Genomic DNA, 24,990 nt, shown 5'->3' with positions numbered 1-24,990 from the left:
TCAAGGCAAGCTCCGCTCCCACATTTTGCTCAGCCGAACACTTCGCCCTGTGCCGCTTTCTCCAGCAACAACGCCGGTGGTGAGAAGCGCTCCCCATACTCTTCGGCCAAATAACGAGCGCGGGCGACAAAATCGTTCAGCCCGTATTGGTTGATAAACTGCAGCGCGCCGCCACTCCACGCGGCAAAGCCGATGCCGAAGATCGAACCGACGTTGGCGTCAGCCGTGGACATCAACACGCCCTCCTCCACGCAGCGCACGGTTTCGATGGCCTGGATAAACAGCAAGCGGTCGCGCACGTCCTGGGGTGAAATTCGATTGCCGGGCCGTTCGAACCGGTTTTTCAACTCTGGCCACAGGTGCTTCTGGCCACCGGCGGGGTAATCGTAAAAACCGCCGCCCGCCGCCTTGCCGGTGCGCTTGTATTCATTCACCAGCAAATCAATCACCGCTGTCGCCGGATGATTCGGCAATGCCTTGCCTTCGGCCTGCAGATCCTTGGCGGTTTGCTGTCGGATATGGCTCATCAGGCTGAGGGACACTTCATCGGACACCGCCAGCGGCCCCACCGGCATCCCGGCCTTGCGCGCTTCGGTCTCGATCATCGGCGCGGCCACGCCTTCGCCGAGCATGGCAATGCCTTCGTTGGTGAAGGTGCCAAAGACCCGCGAGGTGAAGAAGCCACGGCTGTCGTTGACCACAATCGGGGTTTTCTTGATTTGCAGGACGAAATCGAAACCGCGGGCCAGGGTCTCATCGCTGGTGTGGGTGCCTTTGATGATTTCCACCAGGGGCATCTTGTCCACGGGGCTGAAGAAGTGCAGACCGATAAACCTGGTTTGGTCCGGCACCGCCGTGGCCAGGCCGCTGATGGGCAAGGTGGAAGTGTTGGAGGCGATCACCGCATCGGCACCGACCACGCTTTGTGCGGCGGCCGAGACCCTGGCCTTGAGTTCGCGGTCTTCGAACACGGCCTCGATGATCAGGTCGCAACCGGCCAGGTCAGCGTCATCCTGCGTAGGGTGAATGCGCGCCAGGGTGGCTTCGCGCTGTTCGGCGGTCAATTGCCCACGGCTGACTTTCTTGTCCAGCAAGGCAGCGCTATGGGCTTTGCCTTTTTCGGCGGCGGCGAGATTGATGTCTTTGAGCACCACCTCGACCCCCGCACAGGCACTGACATAGGCGATGCCCGCACCCATCATCCCGGCGCCGAGCACACCGACCTTACGGGTGACGTGAGGGGCAAAACCCTGTGGGCGTGAGCTGCCGGCATTGATTTCATTAAGCTGAAACCAGAAGGTGCCGATCATGTTTTTCGCCACCTGCCCGGTCACCAGTTCGGTGAAGTAGCGGGTTTCGATCAGGTGTGCGGTGTCGAAATCCACTTGGGCACCTTCAACGGCGGCGCAGAGGATTTTCTCCGGTGCCGGGAAACAGCCATTGGTTTTGCTGCGCAACATCGACGGGGCAATGGCGAGCATCTGCGCGACTTTGGGGTTGGACGGCGTGCCGCCAGGGATTTGATACCCCTTGTTGTCCCAGGGTTGCCTGGCCTCGGGATTGGCGAGAATCCACGCTCGGGACTTTCTCAGCAGTTGCTCGCGATCGGCTGCCAGTTCATCAATCAAGCCGGCTTGCAGGGCCTGGGCTGGCCGGACTTTTTTGCCTTCGAGCAAATACGGCAGGGCTTTTTCCAGACCCAGCATCCGCACCATGCGCACCACCCCGCCGCCGCCCGGCAACAGGCCAAGGGTGACTTCGGGCAGGCCCAACTGCACGGACTTGTCGTCCAGCGCGACCCGATGATGGCAGGCCAGGCAAATTTCCCAGCCACCGCCCAAGGCCGCGCCATTGATCGCGGCCACCACCGGCTTGCCGAGGGTTTCCAGGCGGCGTAACTGCGCTTTCAGCACCCGTACGCTGTCATGGAAATCCTTGGCTTGGGCCTTGTCGACCTTGATCAGTTCATTGAGGTCGCCACCGGCAAAAAAGGTCTTCTTGGCCGAGGTGATCACCACCCCGGCAATCTGGTCCTTTTCTGCTTCCAGGCGCGTGACGGTGGCCGCCATCGCTTCGCGGTAGACGGCGTTCATGGTGTTGGCGCTCTGGCCGGGCATGTCCAGGGTCAGTACCACGATCTGGTCCTGGCCTTTTTCGTAACGAATGGCATCGGTCATGACAAATTCCTTGGGCTCAGAGGCGTTCGATGATGGTGGCGATTCCCATGCCACCGCCGACACACAGGGTGGCCAGGCCGTAGCGTTGCTGGCGCACCTCCAGCTCGTCGAGCAAGGTGCCGAGGATTGCGCAACCGGTGGCGCCCAACGGGTGGCCCATGGCTATAGAGCCGCCGTTGACGTTGACCCGTGCGGCGTCGATGCCCATGTCTTTGATGAACTTGAGCACCACCGAGGCAAACGCTTCGTTGACTTCGAACAGGTCGATGTCTTCTACCCGCAGGCCGGCCTTGGCCAGCGCCTTGCGGGTGGCGGGTGCGGGGCCGGTGAGCATGATGGTCGGGTCGGTGCTGGTGACTGCCGTGGCGACAATGCGCGCCCGCGGTTGCAGGCCCAACTCGCGCCCCTTGGCCTCGGAGCCGATCAACATCAATGCCGCGCCATCAACGATGCCGGAGCTGTTGCCCGGTGTGTGCACATGGTCAATGCGTTCCACATGGCTGTAGACCCGCAGCGCGGTAGCATCAAAGCCCATCTGGCCCATCATTTCGAAGCTGGGCTTGAGCTTGCCCAAGCCTTCGAGGGTCGAGTCGCCGCGGATAAATTCGTCATGATCCAGCAGCACGATGCCGTTCTGATCCTGCACCGCGATCAACGACTTGTTGAAGGAACCGTCCGCCCGCGCCCTGGCGGCCTTCTGTTGTGACTGCAGGGCAAAGCTGTCCACATCCTGGCGAGTGAACCCTTCCAGCGTGGCAATCAGGTCAGCGCCAATACCTTGAGGGGTGAAGTGGCTGTGCATATTGGTTTGCGGGTCGAGCACCCAGGCGCCGCCATCGCTGCCCATGGGCACGCGGGACATGGATTCGACGCCACCCACCACGACCAGATCTTCGAAGCCGGAACGCACTTTCATTGCCCCCAGGTTGACTGCTTCCAGCCCCGAGGCGCAGAAGCGATTGACCTGGACGCCGGCGACGCTGATGTCCCAGTCCGCCACCAGGGCGGCGGTCTTGGCGATATCGGCGCCCTGGTCGCCCACCGGCGTGACGCAGCCCAGGACGATGTCATCCACTTGGCGGGTGTCGAGGTCGCTGCGTTGTGCCAGCGCCGTGAGCAAGCCGGCCACCAGGTTTACCGGTTTGACGCTGTGCAAGGCACCATCGGCCTTGCCTTTGCCCCGGGGCGTGCGTATCGCATCAAAGATCAAAGCTTGGGTCATGACATCCTCGAACCGCTGTGGGTGTATGCCCCCTACCTTAGGCCCGATTGACACGGTTTCAATGACGGATGCGCTCATTGCTTTTGACCCCCTCGCTCGGACGAACGGTAGGTAGCTACGGGAATTACCTGATTAATCGTTTTAGCTGTCTAGCCCTAGGGCTCGCGCCAAGATGGCAATAAGCCTCATGCCGTTTTTAGCGCAAATGCTGATTAGCTGATATGAAATGGATCTAAGCGAAGAAGATCGGGCGCTCTAAGGTTGAACCTGTAGGACACTGCTGCCGGGTTTTGCTGGAGCAGTTGTAAGAAAAGTGCAATGTCATCTCGCGATACTGAAAGAAACCGGCACGCATTTGACGCTCAGGAATAACAACAAATAGGCAGTCAGCCATGTTCAAACATTCGAAAGTACGTCAGGCGGGACTTATTCTGTTCGCCACCACACTGATTCTGATCTTGCCCAATTTAACCAAGGTTATCGGGTGACGATCCAGCACCCGGTCTTCGTGCTCACACAGCACCGGACCAGCAGCGTTTGGCAGCACCTGCCGGGATACTGCGCTTAGCGCTACCGTTGCGGGCGCTGTCTTTTTACCTGTGCGTTTCGGGTATCTTGTGCGCTATCGCCATTTATCGTCGGGCCTGTGCCTTGAAACTGATCCTCGCTTTTTTTACTGCTTTGCTGAGCCTACCCGCTGCGGCTGCGCAATTGACCATTGAGCTGGACCACGCCAGCAAGACCTGGCAGACCTCGCAGTTGCTCAAGCACCCCGAGGCGCAGGACGTACAAATCGTCGACGACGTGTCTTACAAGCGCGACATGACCTATCGCGCGGTGCCCCTGGCGGTACTCCTGCCGGGCCTGAAGCCTGCGAACCACCTGCAAGCCGTTGCCCTTGATGGCTTTGCCGCCGAACTCACCGCCGCGCCCTTGTTGGAAAAAACCGGTGCACGCGCCTGGCTGGCCGTGGAAGACCCGGCCCATCCGTGGCCGGCGCTGGCGCAAGGAAAACCCAGCGCCGGGCCGTTCTACCTGGTGTGGACCAACCCCCAAGCCGGGCATATCAGCCCGGAACAATGGCCCTTCCAGATTTCCACGATCAAGCAATTGCAGACGGTCGCCGAGCGCTTTCCAGCGTTGCTGCCCGACCCGAAGCTGGCGGCGGATGACCCGGTGAACCAAGGCTTTGCGTTATTCCAGAAGAACTGCATGGCTTGCCATCGCCTCAATGGTGCCGGCGATGCGCAAATGGGGCCGGACCTGAATATTCCCTATAACCCGACCGAGTATTTCGGTGGCGATTTCCTCAAGCGCTACATCCGCGACCCACAAAGCCTGAGGCACTGGCCACAGGCCAAGATGCCGGCGTTTGCCGCCAGCGTGTTGCCAGACCACGAGCTGGATTTGCTGGTGGGGTATTTGCAGCATATGGCGGGGCGTAAACAGCAACCTTAAGCCTCCCACATCTGGCCTGCTGTGCTCAGGAAGTTTATTGCTGCTGCACGGAAACCAAGGTCGGGGCTACAAATACCTTGGCATGCATCTGCTCATGCCCGCCGCCACGGCGCATACCGCGTACCGGGCAGGCGTCGAGGTAGTCCAGGCCCACGGCGAGCTTCAAATGCCGCTCCGGACGGGCCAGTTGGTTGGTCACGTCAAAGCTGTACCAGGCGCCATCCAGCCAGGCTTCGGCCCAGGCATGGCTGGCCAGGTGCGCGCTGTCTTCGGTGTACAAATACCCCGACACATACCGCGCAGCAATCCCCAGGCTGCGCGCGCAGGCCAGGAACGCATGGGTGTGGTCCTGGCACACGCCCGCCGCGCCCGCGAAGGCTTGGGCGGCGCAGGTATCGACGGCAGTCGCACCTGGCGTGTAGATCATCGCCTGGTTGAGGGCCTGCATCAGGTCGATCAACGCGGTGCGGTCGCGACGCTGATGGCAGTGTTGTTCGGCAAACCGGCGCAAGGCTTCGTCGGGCTCGGTGAGGCGCGTGCTGCGCAGGAACGGAAAGGGCGACTGGCTTTCGTGCTCGGCCTCGCGCAACTCATCAATTTCTACCTGGCCGCGGGCTCCGATGATGATGGCGTCGTGGGGTTCATCCAGGGTCAGCACATGCAGGATGTTGCCGAAGGGGTCTACTTGGGCGCGCACCGGGCGCGGCAGGTCGAGTTGCCAGCTGAGCACGTGCTGGCGCTCACTGTCGTGGGGTGTAAGGCGCAGGTATTGAATGCTGGCACGTACCTGGTCTTCGTAGTGGTAGGTGGTTTCGTGGCTGATGGAGAGTCTCATGCCGCCTCCAGGTAGGAACTGTAGATGGCGTCGCCCAACTGGCGGACCAAGGGGATAAAGTCGGTCAGCCAGGCGTGCAGGCCTTCCTCAAGGATTTCGTCGATGGCGGTGAAGCGCAGGCGCGCATCCATCTCGGCGGCCAGGCGCTGGGCCGGGCGGCCGTTGAGACCGGGCAGGCTGGCGAGGATCTGGTCGATCTCTTCACTGCACGCCCGCAGTGAACGCGGGACATCAGCACGTAACAGCAGCAGCTCGGCAACCTGCCGGGCACCTGGGGCATCACGATAAATTTCGGTGTACGCCTCGAATGACGACAGCGCACGCAGCAATGCGCTCCACTGGTAATACGCGTGAGCGGTGCCATCGCTGACCGCCGCCTGGTCGCCGGCCATTTCATAGCGGGCATCCAGCAGGCGCAGGGTGTTATCGGCGCGCTCGATAAAGGTACCCAGGCGGATAAAGCGGAAGGCATCGTTACGCATGATGGTGCCGTAGGTGGCGCCGCGGAACAGGTGGGAACGCTCCTTGACCCACTCACAAAACCGGCTCATACCGTAGTGGCTCAGCCCTTGCTGGGCGATGTCACGAATGTCCAGCCAGGTGGCGTTGATGTTTTCCCACATGTCGGCGGTAATACGCCCACGCACCGCATGGGCGCTGGCCCGCGCGGCGCCAAGGCAGCTGTAGATGCTGGCCGGGTTGGCCGCATCCAGCGCGAAAAAATGCAGCAGCCGTTCGGCATGAAGTTCGCCATGACGCTCGTGATAATCCTCCAGCGTGCCAGTGATCAACAACGGCATGGCCAGTTCGTGCAGGCCATCGCCGCGCCCATCCTGGGGCATCAGCGACAGCGAATAGCTGACATCCAGCATACGCGCGAGGTTTTCTGCGCGTTCCAGATAGCGAGACATCCAGTACAAATCCGAGGCAGTTCTACTCAGCATGGCATCAGTCCTCGACCACCCAGGTATCTTTGGTGCCGCCGCCCTGGGACGAGTTGACCACCAGCGAACCTTCGCGCAGCGCCACGCGGGTCAGGCCGCCAGGCACCACCCGGGTTTCCTTGCCGGACAACACGAACGGGCGCAGGTCGATATGCCGGGGCGCGATACCGTTTTCGACGAAGGTCGGGCAGGTGGATAAGCACAGGGTCGGCTGTGCGATATAGGCGTGGGGCTTGGCCTTGATACGCGCACGGAATGCTTCGATTTCGGCCGTCGTGGACGCCGGGCCAACCAACATGCCGTAGCCACCGGAGCCCTGGGTTTCCTTGACCACCAGGTCGGGCAGATTAGCCAGTACGTGGGACAGTTCGTCAGGCTTGCGGCATTGAAAGGTCGGAACGTTCTGCAGGATCGGTTCTTCATCCAGATAGAAACGGATCATTTCTGTCACGAACGGATACACCGATTTATCGTCCGCAACCCCGGTGCCGATGGCATTGGCCAGCACCACATTGCCACAGCGATAGGCAGCAAGCAGGCCAGGGACACCGAGCATCGAGTCGGGGTTGAATGCCAACGGGTCGAGGAAGGCATCATCGAGGCGGCGGTAGATCACATCGACAGCCTTGGGGCCGTCGGTGGTGCGCATGAACACGCGATCATCACGCACAAACAAATCCGCGCCCTCCACCAGTTCCACACCCATTTCCCGGGCCAGGAAGGCATGCTCAAAGAACGCACTGTTGAAGCGCCCCGGGGTCAGTACCACCACGCTGGGGTTGTCCAGAGGGCTGGCGCTTTTGAGGGTATCGAGCAGCAGGTTGGGGTAATGGTCGATGGGCGCGATGCGCTGGGCGGCGAACAACTCGGGGAACAGACGCATCATCATCTTGCGGTCTTCGAGCATGTAGCTGACACCGCTGGGCGTGCGCAGGTTGTCTTCCAGCACGTAGTAGGTGCCATCGCCATCACGTACGAGATCTACCCCAGAAATGTGGGAATACAGATCGCGGTGCAGATCCAGCCCCTGCATTGCCAACTGGTATTGCTCGTTGGCCAGCACCTGTTCGGCGGGCACGATACCGGCCTTGATGATGCGCTGTTCGTGATACAGGTCGGCGAGGAACATGTTCAACGCCTTGACCCGCTGGATACATCCACGTTCGACGATCCGCCATTCACTGGCGGGAATACTGCGTGGGATGGTGTCGAAGGGGATCAGGCGTTCGGTGCCCTGCTCGTCTCCGTAGAGGGTGAAGGTGATGCCGGCGCGGTGGAACAGCAAATCGGCTTCGCGCCGACGCTGGGCCAGCAGTTCGGCAGGGGTATCGGCGAGCCAGCGGGCGAACTCGCGGTAATGGGCGCGCACCTGCCCTGCCCCATCGTACATTTCATCGTAATAAGTGCGGATCATGCCGTACTCCTTGTCACTGGGACGCAAGAACCTTCGCAAGGCCCGTGCCATCGACATAAACACTTGGTTATCAATGAGTTGAATAAACCAAGCGGCTTCGCCGCACCGTCCTGGTGCGCAGAACGCCCGCTGTGATGTGGGGTGCTTCATTGCAACGCGCGCTTTGACTATCAACAGCATAGTCAGAGTTGATTTCACGGCTCGGCGGACACCGCACATAATCGCTTCCATCAGCTGATCAGGAGATGTCCTACAGCCAACGCTTTTGCGCAATCGGTAATGTGTTACCTGTTGTACTGATTTACTCCTCAAGGTTCCCTTTCCGCCACCCTATCCGGGTGGTTTTTTTTGCGCGCAAGACTGCGATGTGCAGCCCTGCAAACAAAAACGGCCGACCCAAAGGTCAGCCGATACGCTGCGCTGCTCATAACACTTGCTACATGGGTAACCCACGCACCTCCTGCTTGACGCCCCATCCTTCGATGATGCCGCCGAGCGGTTCGACCACCGCTTCAAAGTCTTGCTCAAAGTCTCCTATACCGTCGTAGGTGGCGAACATGACCTTGCTCAGCTCCAGGTACCAGGCGCCGTCATCGCGCGCACTGACCTGGGCATTCAGGGACTCTCCACGAAATCGACCCGCAGCCCTGCGCGCCCGTTCCTCATCCGGGAAAATGGCGTAGAACTCGATGGGGTGAAAACGCGAAAAATCAAAACCGCCTTCTTTCATGCGGCGCAGAACGTTGGTGCTGATGTCTTCTTGATAGGCTGTGCTCATGAAAAGTGCTCCTCAAATGATGGATAGACTTTCCGTGCTTCCCGAAGCTCGCGCCCTGCTGGCGCGAGTACTACGGCAGGAACAACACCGCTGGAAAACAAGCATGTAGCTGACAAGACCAGACCTTAGCGATTCATTCGCTGATCTCGATTGCAGAGTAGCGCGAAGCTATCACCTCCACCAGAGGTGCTTGAAAGGCAGACAGGGAATATTCAGACGGAGGGAGAAATATCGAGAATCTGGATACTGTTCTGGTCTTTAAGAATCTTTACCGTTGGCTCGGGCTTACGGCCCTCGAGATCATTGAGGTCGAGCTCGGCAGCCACTGGCACCAGCTTGTTGCGAATCATATGCGCCGCATCTTCGAGGCTGGGCTTTTGTTCGCAGGTGAACTGCTCCACGGACTTCACACCGTGATCATCAACGAAGGTAATCTGCCACTTTTGCATCGGTGCCTCCTCGATAAAACCCATTGGTGGGCTTACATTTATCTGGACCTTGAGGGCTCGCCAAACGTTCCACTCAAGCCCGGAGGCACCTGATCAACAGCGCTTATTTTTCAGCGTGTTCCTTCAAGGCTTTCAAGGTGTTGAACGGCGCGTCCACCACGAACTTGTTGGCCAACCACGACGGCACGCTGCCGCCTGGCTCGGTGTGTACCTGGTAGGTCACTTCGGTTTCGTTGGCACCTTTGGGCACCAGTTTCCAGAAGCCATCAACCTGGGCCACTCGCACGTAGCCTTTTTCTTCAGGCTTGTAAGTCGGCACGCCTACCAGCTTGCGCGTAACGCTGCCGTCAGCGGCTTTGGTGGTGGTGACGTGGATATACGAATCACGATCCGTCACAGGGAACGGCGCCTTGAACTGGGTGTAGGTCCATGCCTCGTCGCCTTTCTTGTCGACGAGTTTCTGGGATTTGCATTCATGGATCCACGCGCAGGCCCCTGCGACGTCTTCCTGCAAAGCCTGGATTTTGGCGACGGGGGCCTTGATTACCGTCACACCGCGATAGGCTTTGTACTTGGAGCCGGCCATTTCGCTCAGCGAAATCTTGATGCCGTCTTCGTCCTTGGCAACTTGCCAATCCTCAGCCTGGGCAGTGGCCGCGAACATCATCGTAAAACCGCACACCACAGCCATTCGTTTCAGCGAACCCATCGTTGTATTCCTTGTTGTTGAAGTTCCGATAGTAAAGCCCATCAAGCCGCCGTCATTTGCTCCCACCAGCCGATCAAGCGAATCGCATCGGCCTGGTCGTTACCGCAGACCTCGATATCCGCCTTGAAATCACTGCACACCGCCGGACGTTCCGGTTGACCGAACAGCTGGCACAGTTGTTCCACCGACAGGTGCAGGCAACGCACGCCTGCAGGTTTGCCCTGGGGCATTCCCGGCAGCGGTGAACTGATGGAGGGGGCGATGCAGCATGCGCCACAGCCTTCACGGCATTTCATGACCAGCAGGTCCTCGACGACTCAATAGGGATGGCCGGGCTAGAGTACGCCCTTAAACAGCCGTTTTAAAATGGTCCAACAGGGGTTTTTCGCACAAAACAAAGATGACCGACCAGTCTACGACAGATGGTCGGCAACCCGGGTCACCTGTGACTGAACAGTTTATTGCTTGAATTCGAAATCCAGCGCGGCGCCTTCTACATCGCGACGCTCATCGTTACGCAGTTGCAGCTTCATCTCATTGCTGAGCAAGCGGCCGTTGATCTGGAACGCGCTGTTATCGGTGGGCTTTTCGCCAAACATCGGCGGCAGCAAGGGCACGCTCTTGGGTTTGGGCATGGTACCGATCGGCTGCAAGTGCCTGACCAAGTCCGAAGGCAGGGACAGGTCCAACTGTGCCGGTGGCAGTTTGGTCTGGGCCACTTCATGGGCCGACTTGGACTTGCTCGCCACAGGTGCGCGCTTTTTGGTCTTCACCGCTTTTTTCACGGTGGCTGGGGCTTTTTTTGCGGGCGTTGGCTGCTTGGCCGACGTTTTCTGCTCGGCACTTGCGGCGGGCTTAACGTCAGCCACCGGCGTTGCAGCCAGCACAGTGCAGACGTTGCACAGGCTTAACAGGCCAATCACCAAAGTTACACGGAAAATAGACGTCATATCGCCAACAGCATTAACGGCAGAAGGCCATATGCTCGCTTGTTGTGCGTGGCATGACAAGGGCGCAGATCAATGTTGTCCCCTCTGCCCCCCTCAAAAGCCTGCTGCAGTTTCCTGGCACAGCTGGCTGGCAAGCATGCCCAGGGTCATCAACGCCCGCTCTGCCTCGCGGTTCCACGGGGTGCCGCAATTGAGACGGATGCAGTGGTTGAACTGTTCGGTATTACTGAAGATCAGCCCTGGTGCAATGCTGATGCCCTGTTGCAAGGCACGCACGTGCAGCTCCTGGGTATTGACCCGCCCCGGCAAGCTGACCCACAGGATAAAGCCGCCGGTCGGACGGGTCATCTGGGTGCCTTCGGGGAAATATTGCTGTACCGCCAGCTGGAAGGCGCTGAGGTTCTTGCGGTATTCCTGGCGAATGTAACGCAGGTGACGGTCGTAGCCGCCGTTTTCCAGGTACGCCGCCACGCCCATCTGCGTGACGCTGCAGGCGGAGTGAGTGCTGAACATTTGCAGGCGCTGAATCTCCTGCTGGTGCTTGCCGGCGATCATCCAGCCGATGCGCACGCCCGGGGACAAGGTCTTGGAAAAACTCGAACAATAGATGACCCGGTCAAGACGGTCATAGGCTTTCAGGGCCTTGGTGCGGCCCAGTTCGAACATCAGCTCGCCATAGATATCGTCCTCGACGATCTGGATATCGAAATCCGACGCCAGGCGCAGCAATTGCTTCTGCCGCTCCTCCGGCATGGTGCCGCCCAAGGGGTTGCTCAGGCGCGTGGTCAGCACCAACGCTTTGATCGACCATTGGTTGGCCGCCAATTGCAGGGCTTCCAGGCTCATGCCTGTGGCCGGGTCGCTGGGGATCTCGATGACTTTGAGGCCGAGCAAATCGGCCAGTTGCAGCAAGCCGTAGTAAGTCGGTGATTCGGCGGCGATCAAGTCGCCGGGCCGGGTCAGCACGCGCAAGGACATCTGCAACGCATCGACGCAACCGTGGGTGATCACCACTTCGGACGGATCCACGACTACGCCGGCATCGCGCATTCGGATCGCCACCTGGCGACGCAACGGTTCGAAGCCGGGGCTGAACATGTAGCTGAAGGCCCGTGGGCTCTGGAACCGCGTGACCTTGGCCAACTGCTGGTGCAGCGCCCGTACCGGCAGGTAGTCCACACTCGGCACCGCAGCGCCCAGGGGGAATACGCCTTCACGGCGTGACTCGACCAACACCTGCTGGATGATGCTGCTGCGGGTGACCAGCCCCGGGCGCTCGACCCGGGCGATGTCTGGCGTCGGCGCCGTGAGTGCCGGGGTCTGGTGCACGTAATAACCCGATTGCGGCCGCGCCCGAATCAACCCCTGGTCTTCCAGGTTGGCGTAGGCCTGCAACACCGTGGCATGGCTCACATTGAGCTGGGAGCTCATCTTGCGCACAGAGGGCACGCGCTCTCCCGGTTGGTAGACACCGCGCCGGATATCCTCAGCCAGTTGCTGGGCAATACGTTGGTAAAGCAACAGATTGGTCATGACGCAGCACTCGATTTCACGGCTATTTTATTTTTGTGTGAAACATACCAGCACAGTTTAGAAGTGTACGGGGACAGTTAACACAATAATCGAGCGCGAACCGTAGTGACAGCAAAAACTGTGAAGGGAGTACGCGTGACAAAATGTGGGAGGGGGCTTGCTCCCGATGACGGTGTATCAGTCGAAGATGTTGCAAGTGAACTACCGCTATCGGGAGCAAGCCCCCTCCCACATGCAATTGCGTCAGACTTTAGCGAGCGGCACCCAGTTGGCCCTTCTCGTCAGAGAACACGATTTCCACCCGGCGGTTCTGCGCGCGGCCACGCTCGGAGGCATTGGCTTCTACCGGGTACTGGTCACCGTAACCCTGGACTTCGATACGCTTGTCGTCGACACCCAGGTCCATCAACAGGTCTGCCACCGATTGGGCGCGGTCACGAGACAGTTTGAGGTTCTCCTGCTCGCCCCCGGTGTTGTCGGTGTAGCCCTCGATACGCACCCGACGCTTGGGGTTCAGTTGCAGAAACTGCACGATCTTGAGCACGGTGCGGCTGGCCGAGTTTTGCAGTTCGGCTTCGCCGGTATCGAACAACACATCCCCCAGGGTCATCACCAGGCCTCGGTCGGTCTGGGTGGTGAGGCTGGCGATCTGCGCTTCAACCCACTTGCCCTGCTGCTGCACACTGGCCAGCTTGTTTTCGCGCAGGGCCAGTTGCAGGCGCTGACGCTCCAACTCGAGCTGGGTGCCGCGCTCGGCATTGAGGCCCTGCTCGGTGTGTTCGCGGGCGATGGCACTGTAGCGCTGGCTCAGGTAGGCGTAATGCACCACGTCGGAGCCGCTGCCCCAGTAGCTGGACAGGCGATCGGCACGGGCCAGGGACTCGCCGGCGCGGATCACATCCTTGGGCGCAAAGCGCAGCACATTGGAGTCTTCCTTGACCTTCTGGAAGTCATCGCTCGCCTGCTGCAATGCCTGCTCGCTGCTGGGCTGGCTGGCGCATCCGCCCAGTGCCGCGCTGCCCAAGAGCAACGCACAGCTCAAACCACGGATCATCGGGCTCATTGCGCGTCTCCCAATTGCAGTTGCTTGCGCAGGCGAGTGATACGGGTATTAAGCACGTTCAATTGTTCCTGGCTCTTGGCGGTCAGCACTTTTGCCTCGGCCAGGCGCGCATCCAGCTCGGCCTGCTCGGCCCGCATACGCGCGCGCTTGTAGGATTGGTCGGCCATGTTGGACTTGGCCCTGGCGAATTTTTCTTCGGCCAGTTTCAGTTCGGGCGATTCATCGGCGTTGACCCCGACCGCGTTGGCTTGCTCCAGGGCTTGCTGGGTCAGGCGCATTTGTTCATTCGGCGCAGGATCGGTTGCACATCCCGCCAGAGCGACAACGGCGAGGGCCGCGAAAAGAGGTCGAAAAATCACTGTAAATCCCTACTTTGTTGGGGTGCCGACGGGTTGTTGCAATTGCGCTTTCCAGCGCTCCAGATTGCGCTGCAGCGCGGCTTGCGCGACACCGGACGCGGGCAATTCTGTCATCTTTTTGGTCAGCTGTCCGCGCAGCCAAGGATCATTGCACGCCGAGTTATGGGAAATCGCCAGGTACAACCCGGGCTGATCGACAGGCACCTCATGGGCAACCAAGTCGTTACTCATGCTCAAGGTCTGGGCCATGGCCATGCCGGAATAGCGTCCCGCCAGCACGTAGTCCACCTCCCCCAGTAACAGTTTCTGGAACGCCGGCGTGAGATTCGGCAGGCGTTGCAGGCTGAGCTGTTGGCCGGCGAAGGTTTCGAATTCAGTGCTCAAACGGGCGCGCTCCGATACCGCGCCCTTGTGGCCGTGCAGGTCAGCCGCCGTGGTATAGGCCAGCGGCGACTCGCTGCGCGTCCAGACCAGGTAGTCGGTCTGCATCAACGCCGGATGGATGTAGTCGAAGTTGTCCAGCTCACCGAGATTCAGTGGAGCATCAGCGAGAATATCCATGCGCCCGCTGCGCGCCTCATCCAAGGCCAGGGAGCGTTTGCCGCCGTAGAGCAGGTCGATTTTCAACCCAAGGTCCTTGCCCACTTGTTGCAACACGTCGGCGGTAGCGCCGATCAGGTGCGTGGGGTCCTGGGGGTCGCGCCACAGCAAGGGCGGTGCGTCCGGGCTGCCGGTGATCACCAGGCGTTCGCATTTGCCGGCGGCGAATGACAGGCTCGGCAGCAGCGTGAGGCCCAGCAGTAAAGTCCAGGGGCGCAACTCCATGGCAAGGTTCTCCTGATAAGTAAAAAAAAACCCGGTCATAAGACCGGGCTCTTTATAAGTGAAGCAGCTGGATTAGACCAGCTTCGAAAGCTCAGGTACGGCTTCGAACAAGTCCGCCACCAGGCCGTAATCGGCCACCTGGAAGATCGGTGCTTCTTCGTCCTTGTTGATCGCAACGATCACCTTGGAGTCTTTCATACCGGCCAAGTGCTGGATCGCGCCGGAAATACCGACGGCAATGTACAGCTGTGGCGCAACGATCTTGCCGGTCTGGCCGACCTGCATGTCGTTGGGTACAAAGCCTGCGTCAACGGCTGCGCGGGAAGCGCCGACCGCAGCGCCCAGCTTGTCGGCCAGGGCGTACAGGTGTTTGAAGTTGTCACCGTTCTGCATGCCACGCCCGCCGGAAACGACGATCTTGGCGGCGGTCAGTTCAGGACGGTCCGACTTGGCCAGCTCTTCGCCAACAAAGCTGGAAGTACCCGCGTCGTGGGCAGCGGAGACGGCTTCAACGGCGGCCGAACCACCTTCGGCGGCAACCGGGTCGAAACCGGTGGCGCGTACGGTGATGACCTTGACCGAGGCGTTGGACTGCACGGTAGCGATGGCGTTACCGGCGTAGATCGGGCGCTTGAAGGTGTCAGCGCTTTCTACCGAGATGATCTCGGAGATCTGGTCAACGTCCAGCTGCGCGGCAACGCGTGGCAGGATGTTTTTGCCGTTGGAAGTAGCGGCAGCCAGGATGTGGCTGTAGCTTTTGCCCAGCTCTGCAACCAGAGGAGCCACGTTTTCCGGCAACTGATGCGCGTAAGCGGCATTGTCAGCGTTCAGGACTTTGCTCACGCCTGCAATTTTTGCAGCCGCTTCAGCCACGGCGCCAGCGCCTTGGCCTGCAACCAGTACGTGGATATCACCACCGATTTTAGCGGCGGCAGCCACGGTGTTCAGGGTGGCCGGGGCCAGCACCTTGTTGTCGTGTTCAGCGATTACGAGGATAGCCATGATCAGATCACCTTCGCTTCGTTTTTCAGTTTCTCGACCAGTTCAGCCACCGACTTGACCTTGATGCCTGCGCTGCGTGCAGCCGGCGCTTCAACTTTGATGGTCTTGTTGGTGGAGGCGGTGGAAACGCCCAAAGCATCCGGAGTCACCGATTCAAGCGGCTTCTTCTTGGCTTTCATGATGTTTGGCAGGGACGCATAGCGCGGCTCGTTCAAACGCAGGTCGGTGGTGACGATGGCCGGCAGTTTCAGGGAAACCGTCTGGGCGCCGCCGTCGATTTCACGGGTGACCGCAACGCTGTCGCCACTCACTTCGACTTTCGAAGCAAAGGTACCCTGGCCGTAACCGGTCAGTGCAGCCAGCATCTGGCCAGTCTGGTTGTTGTCGCTGTCGATGGCTTGTTTGCCCAGGATCACCAGCTGAGGCTGTTCCTTGTCGACAACGGCCTTGAGCAGTTTGGCAACGGCCAGGGAAGTCAGTTCTTCAGCGGACTCCACCAGAATGGCGCGGTCGGCGCCCAGGGCCAGAGCGGTACGCAGCTGCTCTTGGGCAGTGGTCGGACCGATGGACACCACGACGATTTCAGTCGCAACGCCTTTCTCTTTCAGGCGTACGGCTTCTTCCACAGCGATTTCGCAGAAAGGGTTCATCGACATCTTGACGTTAGCAAGGTCGACGCCGGAATTGTCCGCCTTGACGCGAACTTTCACGTTGTAATCGACAACGCGTTTGACAGCTACAAGAACCTTCATGGATTCCTCGTTACTCTCCGGTGAAAAGAAAGTCGCCTAGGCGAACCTGGCGGTTGATGCTCATCGGCACACAAGGGCACCTCCAAAGACCTCGGCAGTGGCCTTGCACACGGGAAAATGATGACCGTTCGTCAGCGGTGACTGAGAGGTCATTCTTTATCGCGGCGTGTAAACTGCACACCAGCTTACCTTTGGACGTGCTCTTGAAACCTGCAGTCTGCCTACGGGAAGCGCGAAACCGACCGTATCTTGACCGGAACGCCTATTCTGGTCAATACGGCAAAATGGTCAGTCATAAGCCCCGTTGCTTTGATTTACCTAGGCTGCGGGCAATTCAAACAAACGTTTGTATTGGACGCTGCCAGTGGTCTATATATAATGCGCCACCTAGAGAGACAGGTGGGTCGTGCCGTTGTGCATGACGCTACCGAACCTCCACCCATTAGAAAAAAAAGCCTGTTGAGCCTTGAGTAGGAGATAGCCTGTGGAACGCGAATACATGGAATTCGACGTGGTCATCGTCGGCGCCGGCCCGGCTGGCCTGTCTGCCGCCTGCCGACTGAAGCAGAAGGCCGCCGAAGCCGGTAAGGAAATCAGCGTCTGCGTGGTCGAGAAAGGCTCCGAAGTCGGCGCCCACATCCTCTCCGGTGCCGTGTTTGAACCCCGCGCCCTGAACGAACTGTTCCCGGACTGGAAAGCGCTCGGCGCCCCGCTCAACACCCCGGTGGTGCGCGATGACATCTATGTACTGCGCAGCGGCGATACTTCCACCAAGGTTCCCGACTTCTTTGTGCCCAAGACCATGCACAACGAAGGCAACTACATCATTTCCCTGGGCAACCTGTGCCGCTGGCTGGCCCAGCAGGCCGAAAACCTGGGCGTGGAAATCTACCCAGGCTTCGCCGCCCAGGAAGCCCTGTTCGATGAAAACGGCGTGGTGCGCGGGATCATCACTGGCGACCTCGGCGTCGACCGCGAAGGCAAGCCCAAAGACGGCCTGTACACCCCAGGTATGGAGCTGCGTGGCAAATACACTCTGTTCGCCGAGGGTTGCCGTGGACACATCGGCAAGCAACTGATCCAGCGCTTCAACCTGGACAGCGACGCCGACGCCCAGCACTACGGCATCGGCCTCAAGGAAATCTGGGAAATCGATCCAGCCAAGCACCAGCCAGGCCTGGTGGTGCACACCGCCGGTTGGCCGCTGGACATCATGGGTAACGAGAACACCGGTGGCTCGTTCCTCTATCACCTGGAAAACAATCAAGTCGTGGTCGGTCTGATCGTCGACCTGTCCTACAGCAATACCTTCCTTTCGCCCTTCGATGAATTCCAGCGCCTCAAGCACCACCCGGTGCTGGCCCAATACCTGGAAGGCGGCAAGCGGGTCAGCTACGGCGCCCGCGCGATCTGCAAAGGCGGGTTGAACTCGTTGCCAAAGATGGTCTTCAAGGGCGGTGCACTGATCGGTTGCGACCTCGGCACCCTGAACTTCGCCAAGATCAAGGGCAGCCACACCGCCATGAAGTCCGGCATGCTCGCCGCCGACGCCGTGGCCGACCGCCTGTTTGCCGAATCCGAAGGGGGTGATGAACTGACCGCGTATGTCGACAGCTTCAAAGCCAGCTGGCTGTACGAAGAACTGTTCGCCAGCCGCAATTTCGGCCCGGCCGTGCACAAGTTCGGCGCGATCATCGGCGGCGGTTTCAACTGGCTCGACCAGAACATTTTCGGCGGCAAGATTCCTTTCACCCTGCACGACACCAAGCCGGACTACGCCTGCCTGAAGCTGGCCAAAGACAGCCAGAAGATCGCTTACCCCAAACCCGACGGCAAGCTGAGCTTCGACAAACTGAGCTCGGTGTTCATCTCCGGTACCAACCATGAAGAAGAACAGCCGTGCCACCTGAAGCTCAAAGACCCGAGCATCCCGATCGGCACCAACCTGCCGCTCTACGATGAACCGGCGCAGCGCTACTGCCCGGCCGGCGTGTATGAGGTGGTGACCAAGGAGGACGGCGAGAAGCGCTTCCAGATCAACGCCCAGAACTGCGTGCACTGCAAGACCTGTGACATCAAGGACCCTTCGCAGAACATTACCTGGGTGACGCCGGAAGGTGCGGGCGGGCCGACTTACCCGAATATGTAAGGCCGCTCGAATAGTGGTTCTACGATCAGGCTGCACCGGCTGAATCAATGGCTTCTTCGATTCAGCCGGTGGACGTGCTGTCAGCGGTGCTGAAATCGCTGATCGGCTCAACTGACGGCATTGGTTTTCAACGACTCCAACAATTCGACCATTTCTTCAAAAGATTGGTTATCCGATTGAATCTGTTCCCTCAGCTCCCAAATACTGTTGCGGTCATCGGACTGTGCCAGGTTAACCCCTGCCGTCTTCGCCGAACCAAAATCCACCGGATAACACTTGCGAGTATTGGCGTCGTAAAGAATATTCCTTGCGGCCAAATCATTGTGAGCAATGCTGGCGTTTTCCAATTCGACCAGCATATTCAACACGCTGGCTGATAAGCCCTCGGGCAAGGCTTTGCACCAGGCGAATTAGCGTCTGGGACCAAGGAGGTAGTGCGCGTGAAAGTTCAGCCCCTCACTCATACGATGCTTATCAGCACTCAGCAATCCGTTTCTGCACTGCCTGCAAACCCTGTAACCATAACGAGCCAGAGCAGTTCCGTTGCCACCGCGCTTAAACAGTTATCAGGTATTGCCCCCCTATTCGATGTTCATGCAAGCAAGGCTTATCTGGCAGGCGTACCCGGCAGACTCAGGCGGCTCGCTCTTCACCAGGGTTACGCAAAAAGTAACGCTTATATTCGCGACTGAACTGCGACGTACTCTGGTACCCCACGCTGTGCGCCGCCTGCGCCACGCTCATGCCCTCCACCAGCAGCAACTGTTGGGCCTTCAATAGTCGCAGGCGCTTGAGGTACTGCACCGGCGACAACAAGGTGCAACGCTTGAAATGTTCATGAAAGGTCGACGCACTCATGTGCGCATACCCGGCCAGCGTCTCGATATTCAGCGGTTCGGCATAATGGGCATGCAGGTGATTCAATGAGGTGGCGATGCGCGAAAACTGCCCCTGTTGTTCCACCAATGCACGCAGCACATCCGCCTGCGGCCCGCGCAAGGCGGTGAACAACAATTCGCGCACCCGCGCCGGGCCCATGATCCGGCTTTCCAGCGGATCGTGCAGGCACTGCAACAGCCGTTCGACGCATCCACGCATGGCGTCATCGAGCACCACCGAACTCATCGACTCCAACGTCTGCGCCGTAGGCGGCGGCCCGGCCTGCATACCCATCGCAATCACCAACTCGCCCAACACCACCCGGTCGATGCCCACCGTCACGCCATACAGCGGCGCATCGGGCGCCATGGCAAAGGTCTCGCACTCGAACGGCACCGGCATCGCCTGGATCAGATAATGCCCGGCACCATACTCCAGGGTACGCGGGCCCAGGTACGCGACTTTGCTGCCTTGGGCCACGAACATCAGGCTCGGCTCGTAGATCTGTGGCCCCCGCGCCACATCGCAACTGGCGCGCAATACCTTTACACCGGGCAGGTGAGTCGGGGAAAAACCGTCGCGGGATGCAAGGCCCTCAATCAAGGCGACCAGGGTGGCATTGGCATCGAGATGGCGGGTCAGCAACATGGCAAAAAACTTCGCGAATTAGGGATGAGAGCATCATCGCAGGTCTGGCGACCAATACATCCAAACTTGAGGCAGTGCCGGACGAATAGGCATGAGACTCGGAGCAATCGCCATGGCCGCCGGTGCGCTCGGTACGCAGAATGGCTCGCCTCACTTGTCATTGCTTTTTTGCGAGGTTTCTTCATGTTCACCGCCATCGGTTATGCCGCCCAGTCGGCCACCACTCCCCTCGCCCCTATGTCGTTTGAACGCCGCAGCCCGCGTGTCGATGACGTGGCCATCGAGATCCTCTACTGCGGCGTGTGCCACTCCGATATCCACCAGGCTCGCAACGAGTGGGGCATTGCCGTGTACCCGCTGATGCCGGGCCATGAAATTGTCGGTAAGGTCACCGCCGTCGGCGCCAACGTCACCGCGCATAAAGTCGGTGATCTGGTTGGCGTGGGCTGCATGGTGGATTCGTGCCGCCACTGCGAAGCCTGCCAGTCAGACCTTGAGCAATACTGCCTCGAAGGCCCGACCATGACCTACGCCACCCCGGACCGCGTGGATGGCAGCAACACCATGGGCGGCTACTCCGACAGCATCGTAGTCAGCGAACACTTCGTGGTGAAGATCCCGGCCAAGCTCGACCTGGCCAGCGCTGCGCCGATCCTGTGCGCAGGCATCACCACCTACTCGCCGCTCAAGCACTACGGCGTGAAGGCCGGCGACAAAGTCGGGATTCTCGGCATGGGCGGCCTGGGCCATATGGGCATCAAGTTCGCCAAGGCCATGGGCGCCGAGGTGACGCTGTTCACACGCTCGGCGAGCAAGGCTGAGGAAGGCCGCCGTCAGGGCGCCGACCATGTGATCGTGTCCACCGATGCCGAGCAGATGAAGGCCGCTGCCGGGCACTTCGACTTCCTGCTCGATACCATCCCGGTGCAGCACGACCTGAACCCCTACCTCGATGTACTGCGCTTTGACGGCGTGCATATCCTGGTCGGCCTGATCGAGCCGGTAGACCCGCCCGTCAACGCCGCGAAACTGGTGCTGGGCCGTAAAGTGCTGGCCGGTTCGCTGATCGGCGGCATTGCCGAAACCCAGGAAGTCCTGGATTTCTGCGCCGAGCACAACATCACCTGCGACATCGAAATGCTCGACATCCGCCAGATCAACGAGGCTTACACCCGCATGATCGCCGGTGACGTGAAGTACCGCTTCGTTATCGACATGGCGAGCCTCAAAGCCTGATCAGGCTTTGGCGCCCAACTCCGCTGACAGCCGGGCTGCGACTTGTTTGATCACAGGGATCAGCTCGGCCATTTTCTCCAGCGGCATGTAGGGCACGGTACTGGCGATGCTGATGCCGGCGACAATTCGCCCGCCGGCATCGCGCACCGGTGCGGCCACACAGCGGATCGACGGTTCGTTGTCTTCCAGGTCGAACGCATACCCGCCCGCTACATACTCGCCCATGCGCTGTTCGAACTGCGCCCAGGATTGCTCCGGGTGCTGCGGCCATTGCAGGCTTTTGCCCGTCGCCGGCAAGCTGGCGTGGTACAGGCGCTGCCACTCCTGCGGCGAATCATCCAGCAACAACGCCTTGCCGATACCGGTGCGCGCCAGCGGCATACGGTGGCCGACCCGCGAGCGCATTTCCGGGCCATTGCGGCCAGGGTTCTTGTGCAGGTAAAGCACATCGTCGTATTCACGGATCGCCAGGTGGATGGTGTCGCCGGTGAGCGCCGACAACTCGTCCAGATAGGGTACCGCCAGGCTTACCAACGGTAGCTCTTCGCGGGCCTGGAAGCCCAGCTCGATCAGCTTGGGCCCTAGCAGGTACCCGACTTGCGGCACTACGCGCAGGTAACGCTCGTCCACCAGGCAACTGGCCAGGCGGTGGGTGGTGCTACGGGTAGTGCCGATACGCCGGGCAATCTCTTTCAGATCCCGCGCACCAGCCGCCACCGCGTGCACCACGCCCAGGCCACGCAACAGGGTTTGGGTACCGGTGGGGGCGGCGTCTTTGACGGGGGTGTGGGCGTTTTCCTGCATATCGGGCCTATGTGGTAGTACGAAAACGAGCGGCATTATGGCAAATACCGCCCTCCTGAACACAGGAGATCCAAGGTGGGAGCTGGCTTGCCTGCGATGGCGGTGGGTCAGTTAAAGATAGGCTGGCTGACAGCCCGCTATCGCAGGCAAGCCAGCTCCCACAGTTTAATCTTCACAGGGCGAACATTAGCGTTGCTTCATGCGGTCGATGATGACCGCCAGCAGCAGGATCGAACCCCGGATCACATACTGGTAAAACGTGTCGATGTTCTTCAGGTTCATCGCGTTCTCGATGATCGCCAGGATCAGCACCCCGGCAATCACATGGCGAATCATGCCGATGCCGCCGCTCAGCGATACCCCGCCCAGCACGCACGCAGAGATCACCGTCAGCTCGAAACCCTGGCCGATCATCGGCTGGCCCGAGGTCATGCGCGACGCGAGAATCACCCCGGCCAATGCGCCGATCAAACCGTGCACGGCAAAGATGATGATCTTGGTGCGATCGACATTCACCCCGGCCAGCAGCGCGGCTTCCTGATTACCACCAATGGCCATGGTGTTGCGCCCATAGGTGGTGTAATTGAGCAGCCAACCGAAGAACACGAAACACAGCACAGTGATGATGATTGGCACCGGTACGCCCATCAGTTGGCCATTGCCGAATACGAAGAAATCTTCATTCATCACCCCCACTGCCTTGCCGTTGGAGAAGATGTACGCCAGGCCGCGCACGATCTGCATGGTCGCCAAGGTGGCAATCAACGCATTGATGCGCAGCTTGGCAATCACGATGCCGTTGATCAGCCCCACCACCAGCCCCATGGCCAGTGCCGCCGACACGCCGAGTACTACGCTGTCGGTGTCACGGATCACGATGCCCGCCACCACCCCGGCACAAGCGATCACCGACCCCACTGACAAGTCGAAGTGCCCCGACGCCAGGCAGAACAGCATGGTGCACGCGGCGATGCCCACCGTGGATATCGCCAGCCCCAGGCCGCGCATGTTCAGTGGCGAAAGGAAGTTGTCGATAAATACCGCGCTGAGTACAAAGATGCTCAACGCTGCCAGCAGCATCACCCAGTCGTCGAGAAACTTGCGCTGGTTGAACCCCGGCCAGAAACCCTTTGCAGTTTTAACTTCAGACATAGCCAACCCCTCTTATTTCTTCAAGCCCGCGAACGCGGGAGCGCCAGTTGCAACAGGCGCGCTTCATCCGCTTGGGCGCGGGGCAGTTCACCGCTCAGGGCGCCTTCGCTCATCACCAGGATGCGGTCGGAAATGCCCATCACCTCCATCAGGTCGCTGGACACCACGATCACCGCAATGCCGCTGGCCGCCAGGTTATGGATGATCTGGTAAATCTCCGACTTGGCGCCGATGTCGATACCGCGGGTGGGCTCGTCCAGCAGCAGGACCTTCATCGGCATCGACAGCCAGCGGCCAAGAATGGCTTTCTGCTGATTGCCGCCGGAGAGGTACATGATCTTCTGCGCCGCGTTCGGGGTTTTGACCCGCATCGCCTGGATCTGCCGGTCGGCGTTAGCTTTCTCCCAGCCTTCGCGCAACAGCCAGCCAAAGGTGGAGTGCGCATCCCGGGCACTGATGTTGATGTTTTCAGCGACGCTGCCCAGCGGGATGATGCCTTCCTTTTTGCGATCCTCCGGGCACAGCAAGATACCGGCGGCGATGGCGTCGCGGGGTGAGCGCAATTGCAGGGCTTGCCCGCACAGCTGCAGGCTGCCGGCGCTGGCGCGCTCCAGGCCACTGAGCAGGCGAAACAGCTCGGTGCGCCCTGCCCCCACCAGCCCGAACAGCCCAAGGACCTCGCCCTTGCGCACCTCAAAGCTGATCGGCTCGCGCAGGCCCGGGCCGAGCAGGCCGTCTACCTTGAGCGCCACTTCGCCGTGCTCGCGTGGGCGGTAGTCGTAGATGTCCTGGATATCGCGACCGACCATGCAGGTCACCAACTGGTCGTGGGTCAGCGTGCTCATGTCTTCGAAGGTGCGCACGTAGCGACCGTCCTTGAACACCGTCACCGCGTCGCAAATACGGAACACTTCTTCCATGCGGTGCGACACATAGAGCACCACTTTGCCCTCGTCGCGCAGGCGCGCAATGATTGCCATCAGCCGGTCGATCTCCCGCGCCGACAAACTGCTGGTGGGCTCATCGAAGGCGATCACGTTGGCACCGCGGGACAACGCCTTGGCGATTTCCACCAGTTGGCGCTGGCCCAAAGACAGGCGCCCGAGCTTCTCGTCGGGGTCGATCTCATCGGCCAGGCCCTTGAGACATGCCAGCGCCTGCTGGCGCAGCACGCCGCGGTTGACCACACCGAAACGCGTCGGCAAGTGCCCGAGGAACAGGTTCTCGGCCACGCTCATTTCCGGCACCAGGTGCAGCTCCTGGTGGATCACCGCGACACCGTTGGCGATGCTGTCGGCAGCATTCTTGAACGCCATGACCTGCGCGCCGATCTGCACGCTGCCGCTGCTGGGAATGTAGGCGCCGCCGAGGATTTTCAGCAGCGTCGACTTGCCCGCACCGTTCTCGCCCATCAAGGCGTGTACCTGCCCGGGGTGGGCAGTGAAGCTGATACCGTCCAGCGCCTTGACCCCGGGAAAGGTTTTGCCGATAGCGTCAAAACGCAGGGCCGCAGCGCTCATTTCCACAACCCGATTTTGGTCAGCTCTTCCTTGAAGTTCTCGCGGGTGATCAGGGTGACTTCGTCCATTGCGGTGTACTTGGGCGGTTCTGTGCCCTTGGTGACCCACTCGTACATCATCAGCGCGGTGTTG

Annotated in this window: 24 protein-coding genes and 1 pseudogene; 3 read left to right on the top strand and 22 right to left on the bottom strand. The window is 60.0% G+C overall.

Going from position 1 to position 24,990, the window contains the following annotated elements; translation table 11 throughout:
• Positions 1-29 precede the first annotated feature (29 nt).
• On the bottom strand, positions 30-2,177 hold the full coding sequence (locus E4O98_RS19350) for a 3-hydroxyacyl-CoA dehydrogenase NAD-binding domain-containing protein (RefSeq protein WP_148852837.1): 2,148 nt from the start codon (positions 2,175-2,177) through the stop codon (positions 30-32).
• 16 nt (positions 2,178-2,193) lie between these two features.
• The gene (locus E4O98_RS19345) at positions 2,194-3,399 is read right to left on the bottom strand and encodes an acetyl-CoA C-acetyltransferase (protein WP_032879889.1); all 1,206 of its coding nucleotides are present in this window, start codon (positions 3,397-3,399) and stop codon (positions 2,194-2,196) included.
• Positions 3,400-4,050: 651 nt separating this feature from the next.
• Here E4O98_RS19345 and E4O98_RS19340 point away from each other — a divergent pair.
• Entirely contained in the window at positions 4,051-4,857 is an 807-nt protein-coding gene (locus tag E4O98_RS19340; RefSeq protein ID WP_148852839.1) for a cytochrome c, read from the top strand.
• 34 nt (positions 4,858-4,891) lie between these two features.
• On the opposite strand, the gene E4O98_RS19335 is transcribed toward E4O98_RS19340, so the two are convergent.
• The 14 genes from E4O98_RS19335 to E4O98_RS19270 all read right to left on the bottom strand — a co-directional run bounded on the left by E4O98_RS19335 (position 4,892) and on the right by E4O98_RS19270 (position 16,470).
• Complete coding sequence (locus E4O98_RS19335) at positions 4,892-5,692, bottom strand: transglutaminase family protein (RefSeq protein ID WP_005790450.1); 801 nt, start codon at positions 5,690-5,692, stop codon at positions 4,892-4,894.
• Positions 5,689-6,636: an alpha-E domain-containing protein gene (locus E4O98_RS19330; RefSeq protein WP_005790452.1), complete on the bottom strand. Its 948-nt coding sequence runs from the start codon at positions 6,634-6,636 to the stop codon at positions 5,689-5,691. Before E4O98_RS19330 ends, E4O98_RS19335 begins: the two co-directional genes overlap by 4 nt.
• A 4-nt stretch (positions 6,637-6,640) precedes the next feature.
• Positions 6,641-8,050, bottom strand: coding sequence for a circularly permuted type 2 ATP-grasp protein (locus E4O98_RS19325; protein ID WP_005790454.1), 1,410 nt, complete (start codon positions 8,048-8,050; stop codon positions 6,641-6,643).
• Between the two features lie 436 nt (positions 8,051-8,486).
• Positions 8,487-8,828, bottom strand: coding sequence for a ribonuclease E inhibitor RraB (locus E4O98_RS19320; protein ID WP_005790456.1), 342 nt, complete (start codon positions 8,826-8,828; stop codon positions 8,487-8,489).
• A 212-nt stretch (positions 8,829-9,040) separates the two neighbouring features.
• Complete coding sequence (locus tag E4O98_RS19315; protein WP_103733851.1) at positions 9,041-9,277, bottom strand: hypothetical protein; 237 nt, start codon at positions 9,275-9,277, stop codon at positions 9,041-9,043.
• A gap of 103 nt (positions 9,278-9,380) precedes the next feature.
• Positions 9,381-9,986 (bottom strand): START domain-containing protein, encoded by a 606-nt coding sequence (locus E4O98_RS19310; protein ID WP_032879886.1) that lies wholly within the window; start codon positions 9,984-9,986, stop codon positions 9,381-9,383.
• Positions 9,987-10,027: 41 nt separating this feature from the next.
• Positions 10,028-10,282, bottom strand: a complete 255-nt coding sequence (locus E4O98_RS19305) for a YkgJ family cysteine cluster protein (RefSeq protein WP_005790462.1) — start codon at positions 10,280-10,282, stop codon at positions 10,028-10,030.
• 162 nt (positions 10,283-10,444) lie between these two features.
• Complete coding sequence (locus tag E4O98_RS19300; protein ID WP_148852842.1) at positions 10,445-10,936, bottom strand: translation initiation factor 2; 492 nt, start codon at positions 10,934-10,936, stop codon at positions 10,445-10,447.
• A gap of 93 nt (positions 10,937-11,029) precedes the next feature.
• A complete protein-coding gene (locus E4O98_RS19295) occupies positions 11,030-12,469 on the bottom strand; it encodes a PLP-dependent aminotransferase family protein (protein WP_148852845.1) in 1,440 nt (479 codons plus the stop codon).
• 250 nt (positions 12,470-12,719) lie between these two features.
• Positions 12,720-13,532 carry an OmpA family protein gene (locus tag E4O98_RS19290; RefSeq protein WP_148852848.1) on the bottom strand — a complete coding sequence of 271 codons (813 nt, stop codon included), beginning with the start codon at positions 13,530-13,532 and terminating at the stop codon, positions 12,720-12,722.
• Positions 13,529-13,891 carry a DUF4398 domain-containing protein gene (locus E4O98_RS19285; protein ID WP_005790472.1) on the bottom strand — a complete coding sequence of 121 codons (363 nt, stop codon included), beginning with the start codon at positions 13,889-13,891 and terminating at the stop codon, positions 13,529-13,531. Before E4O98_RS19285 ends, E4O98_RS19290 begins: the two co-directional genes overlap by 4 nt.
• Before the next feature lie 9 nt (positions 13,892-13,900).
• Complete coding sequence (locus tag E4O98_RS19280; RefSeq protein WP_248136011.1) at positions 13,901-14,716, bottom strand: transporter substrate-binding domain-containing protein; 816 nt, start codon at positions 14,714-14,716, stop codon at positions 13,901-13,903.
• Positions 14,717-14,788: 72 nt separating this feature from the next.
• Positions 14,789-15,718 (bottom strand): FAD-binding protein, encoded by a 930-nt coding sequence (locus E4O98_RS19275; RefSeq protein WP_032879884.1) that lies wholly within the window; start codon positions 15,716-15,718, stop codon positions 14,789-14,791.
• Between the two features lie 2 nt (positions 15,719-15,720).
• Positions 15,721-16,470: an electron transfer flavoprotein subunit beta/FixA family protein gene (locus E4O98_RS19270; RefSeq protein WP_005790477.1), complete on the bottom strand. Its 750-nt coding sequence runs from the start codon at positions 16,468-16,470 to the stop codon at positions 15,721-15,723.
• 484 nt (positions 16,471-16,954) lie between these two features.
• On the opposite strand from E4O98_RS19270, the gene E4O98_RS19265 reads away from it, so the two are divergent.
• Positions 16,955-18,619: an electron transfer flavoprotein-ubiquinone oxidoreductase gene (locus tag E4O98_RS19265; RefSeq protein WP_032879883.1), complete on the top strand. Its 1,665-nt coding sequence runs from the start codon at positions 16,955-16,957 to the stop codon at positions 18,617-18,619.
• Positions 18,620-18,726: 107 nt separating this feature from the next.
• On the opposite strand, the gene E4O98_RS19260 is transcribed toward E4O98_RS19265, so the two are convergent.
• The gene (locus E4O98_RS19260) at positions 18,727-19,011 is read right to left on the bottom strand and encodes a hypothetical protein (protein WP_223018078.1); all 285 of its coding nucleotides are present in this window, start codon (positions 19,009-19,011) and stop codon (positions 18,727-18,729) included.
• Between the two features lie 241 nt (positions 19,012-19,252).
• Complete coding sequence (locus E4O98_RS19255) at positions 19,253-20,146, bottom strand: AraC family transcriptional regulator (protein WP_032879881.1); 894 nt, start codon at positions 20,144-20,146, stop codon at positions 19,253-19,255.
• A gap of 183 nt (positions 20,147-20,329) precedes the next feature.
• Between E4O98_RS19255 and E4O98_RS19250 the strand changes: the two genes are divergently transcribed.
• The gene (locus E4O98_RS19250; protein WP_148852854.1) at positions 20,330-21,382 is read left to right on the top strand and encodes an NAD(P)-dependent alcohol dehydrogenase; all 1,053 of its coding nucleotides are present in this window, start codon (positions 20,330-20,332) and stop codon (positions 21,380-21,382) included.
• Here E4O98_RS19250 and E4O98_RS19245 read toward each other — a convergent pair whose 3' ends face one another.
• From E4O98_RS19245 to E4O98_RS19230, 4 genes and pseudogenes are all read right to left on the bottom strand, one after another.
• Positions 21,383-22,186: an IclR family transcriptional regulator gene (locus tag E4O98_RS19245; RefSeq protein WP_122732243.1), complete on the bottom strand. Its 804-nt coding sequence runs from the start codon at positions 22,184-22,186 to the stop codon at positions 21,383-21,385.
• Between the two features lie 186 nt (positions 22,187-22,372).
• Complete coding sequence (araH, locus tag E4O98_RS19240) at positions 22,373-23,338, bottom strand: L-arabinose ABC transporter permease AraH (RefSeq protein WP_005790489.1); 966 nt, start codon at positions 23,336-23,338, stop codon at positions 22,373-22,375.
• 20 nt (positions 23,339-23,358) lie between these two features.
• Positions 23,359-24,858 (bottom strand): L-arabinose ABC transporter ATP-binding protein AraG, encoded by a 1,500-nt coding sequence (gene araG / locus E4O98_RS19235; RefSeq protein WP_248136004.1) that lies wholly within the window; start codon positions 24,856-24,858, stop codon positions 23,359-23,361.
• Positions 24,855-24,990, bottom strand: a pseudogene (locus E4O98_RS19230) (arabinose ABC transporter substrate-binding protein); the annotation flags it as partial. The gene araG and the pseudogene E4O98_RS19230, both read right to left, overlap by 4 nt.

It is taken from the genome of Pseudomonas sp. W2Jun17 (assembly GCF_023127795.1).
GTDB classification, from domain to species: Bacteria; Pseudomonadota; Gammaproteobacteria; order Pseudomonadales; family Pseudomonadaceae; genus Aquipseudomonas; species Aquipseudomonas synxantha_A.
Note: the sequence above shows the minus strand (reverse complement) of the source record. Positions and strands in the feature narration are given on the sequence as shown.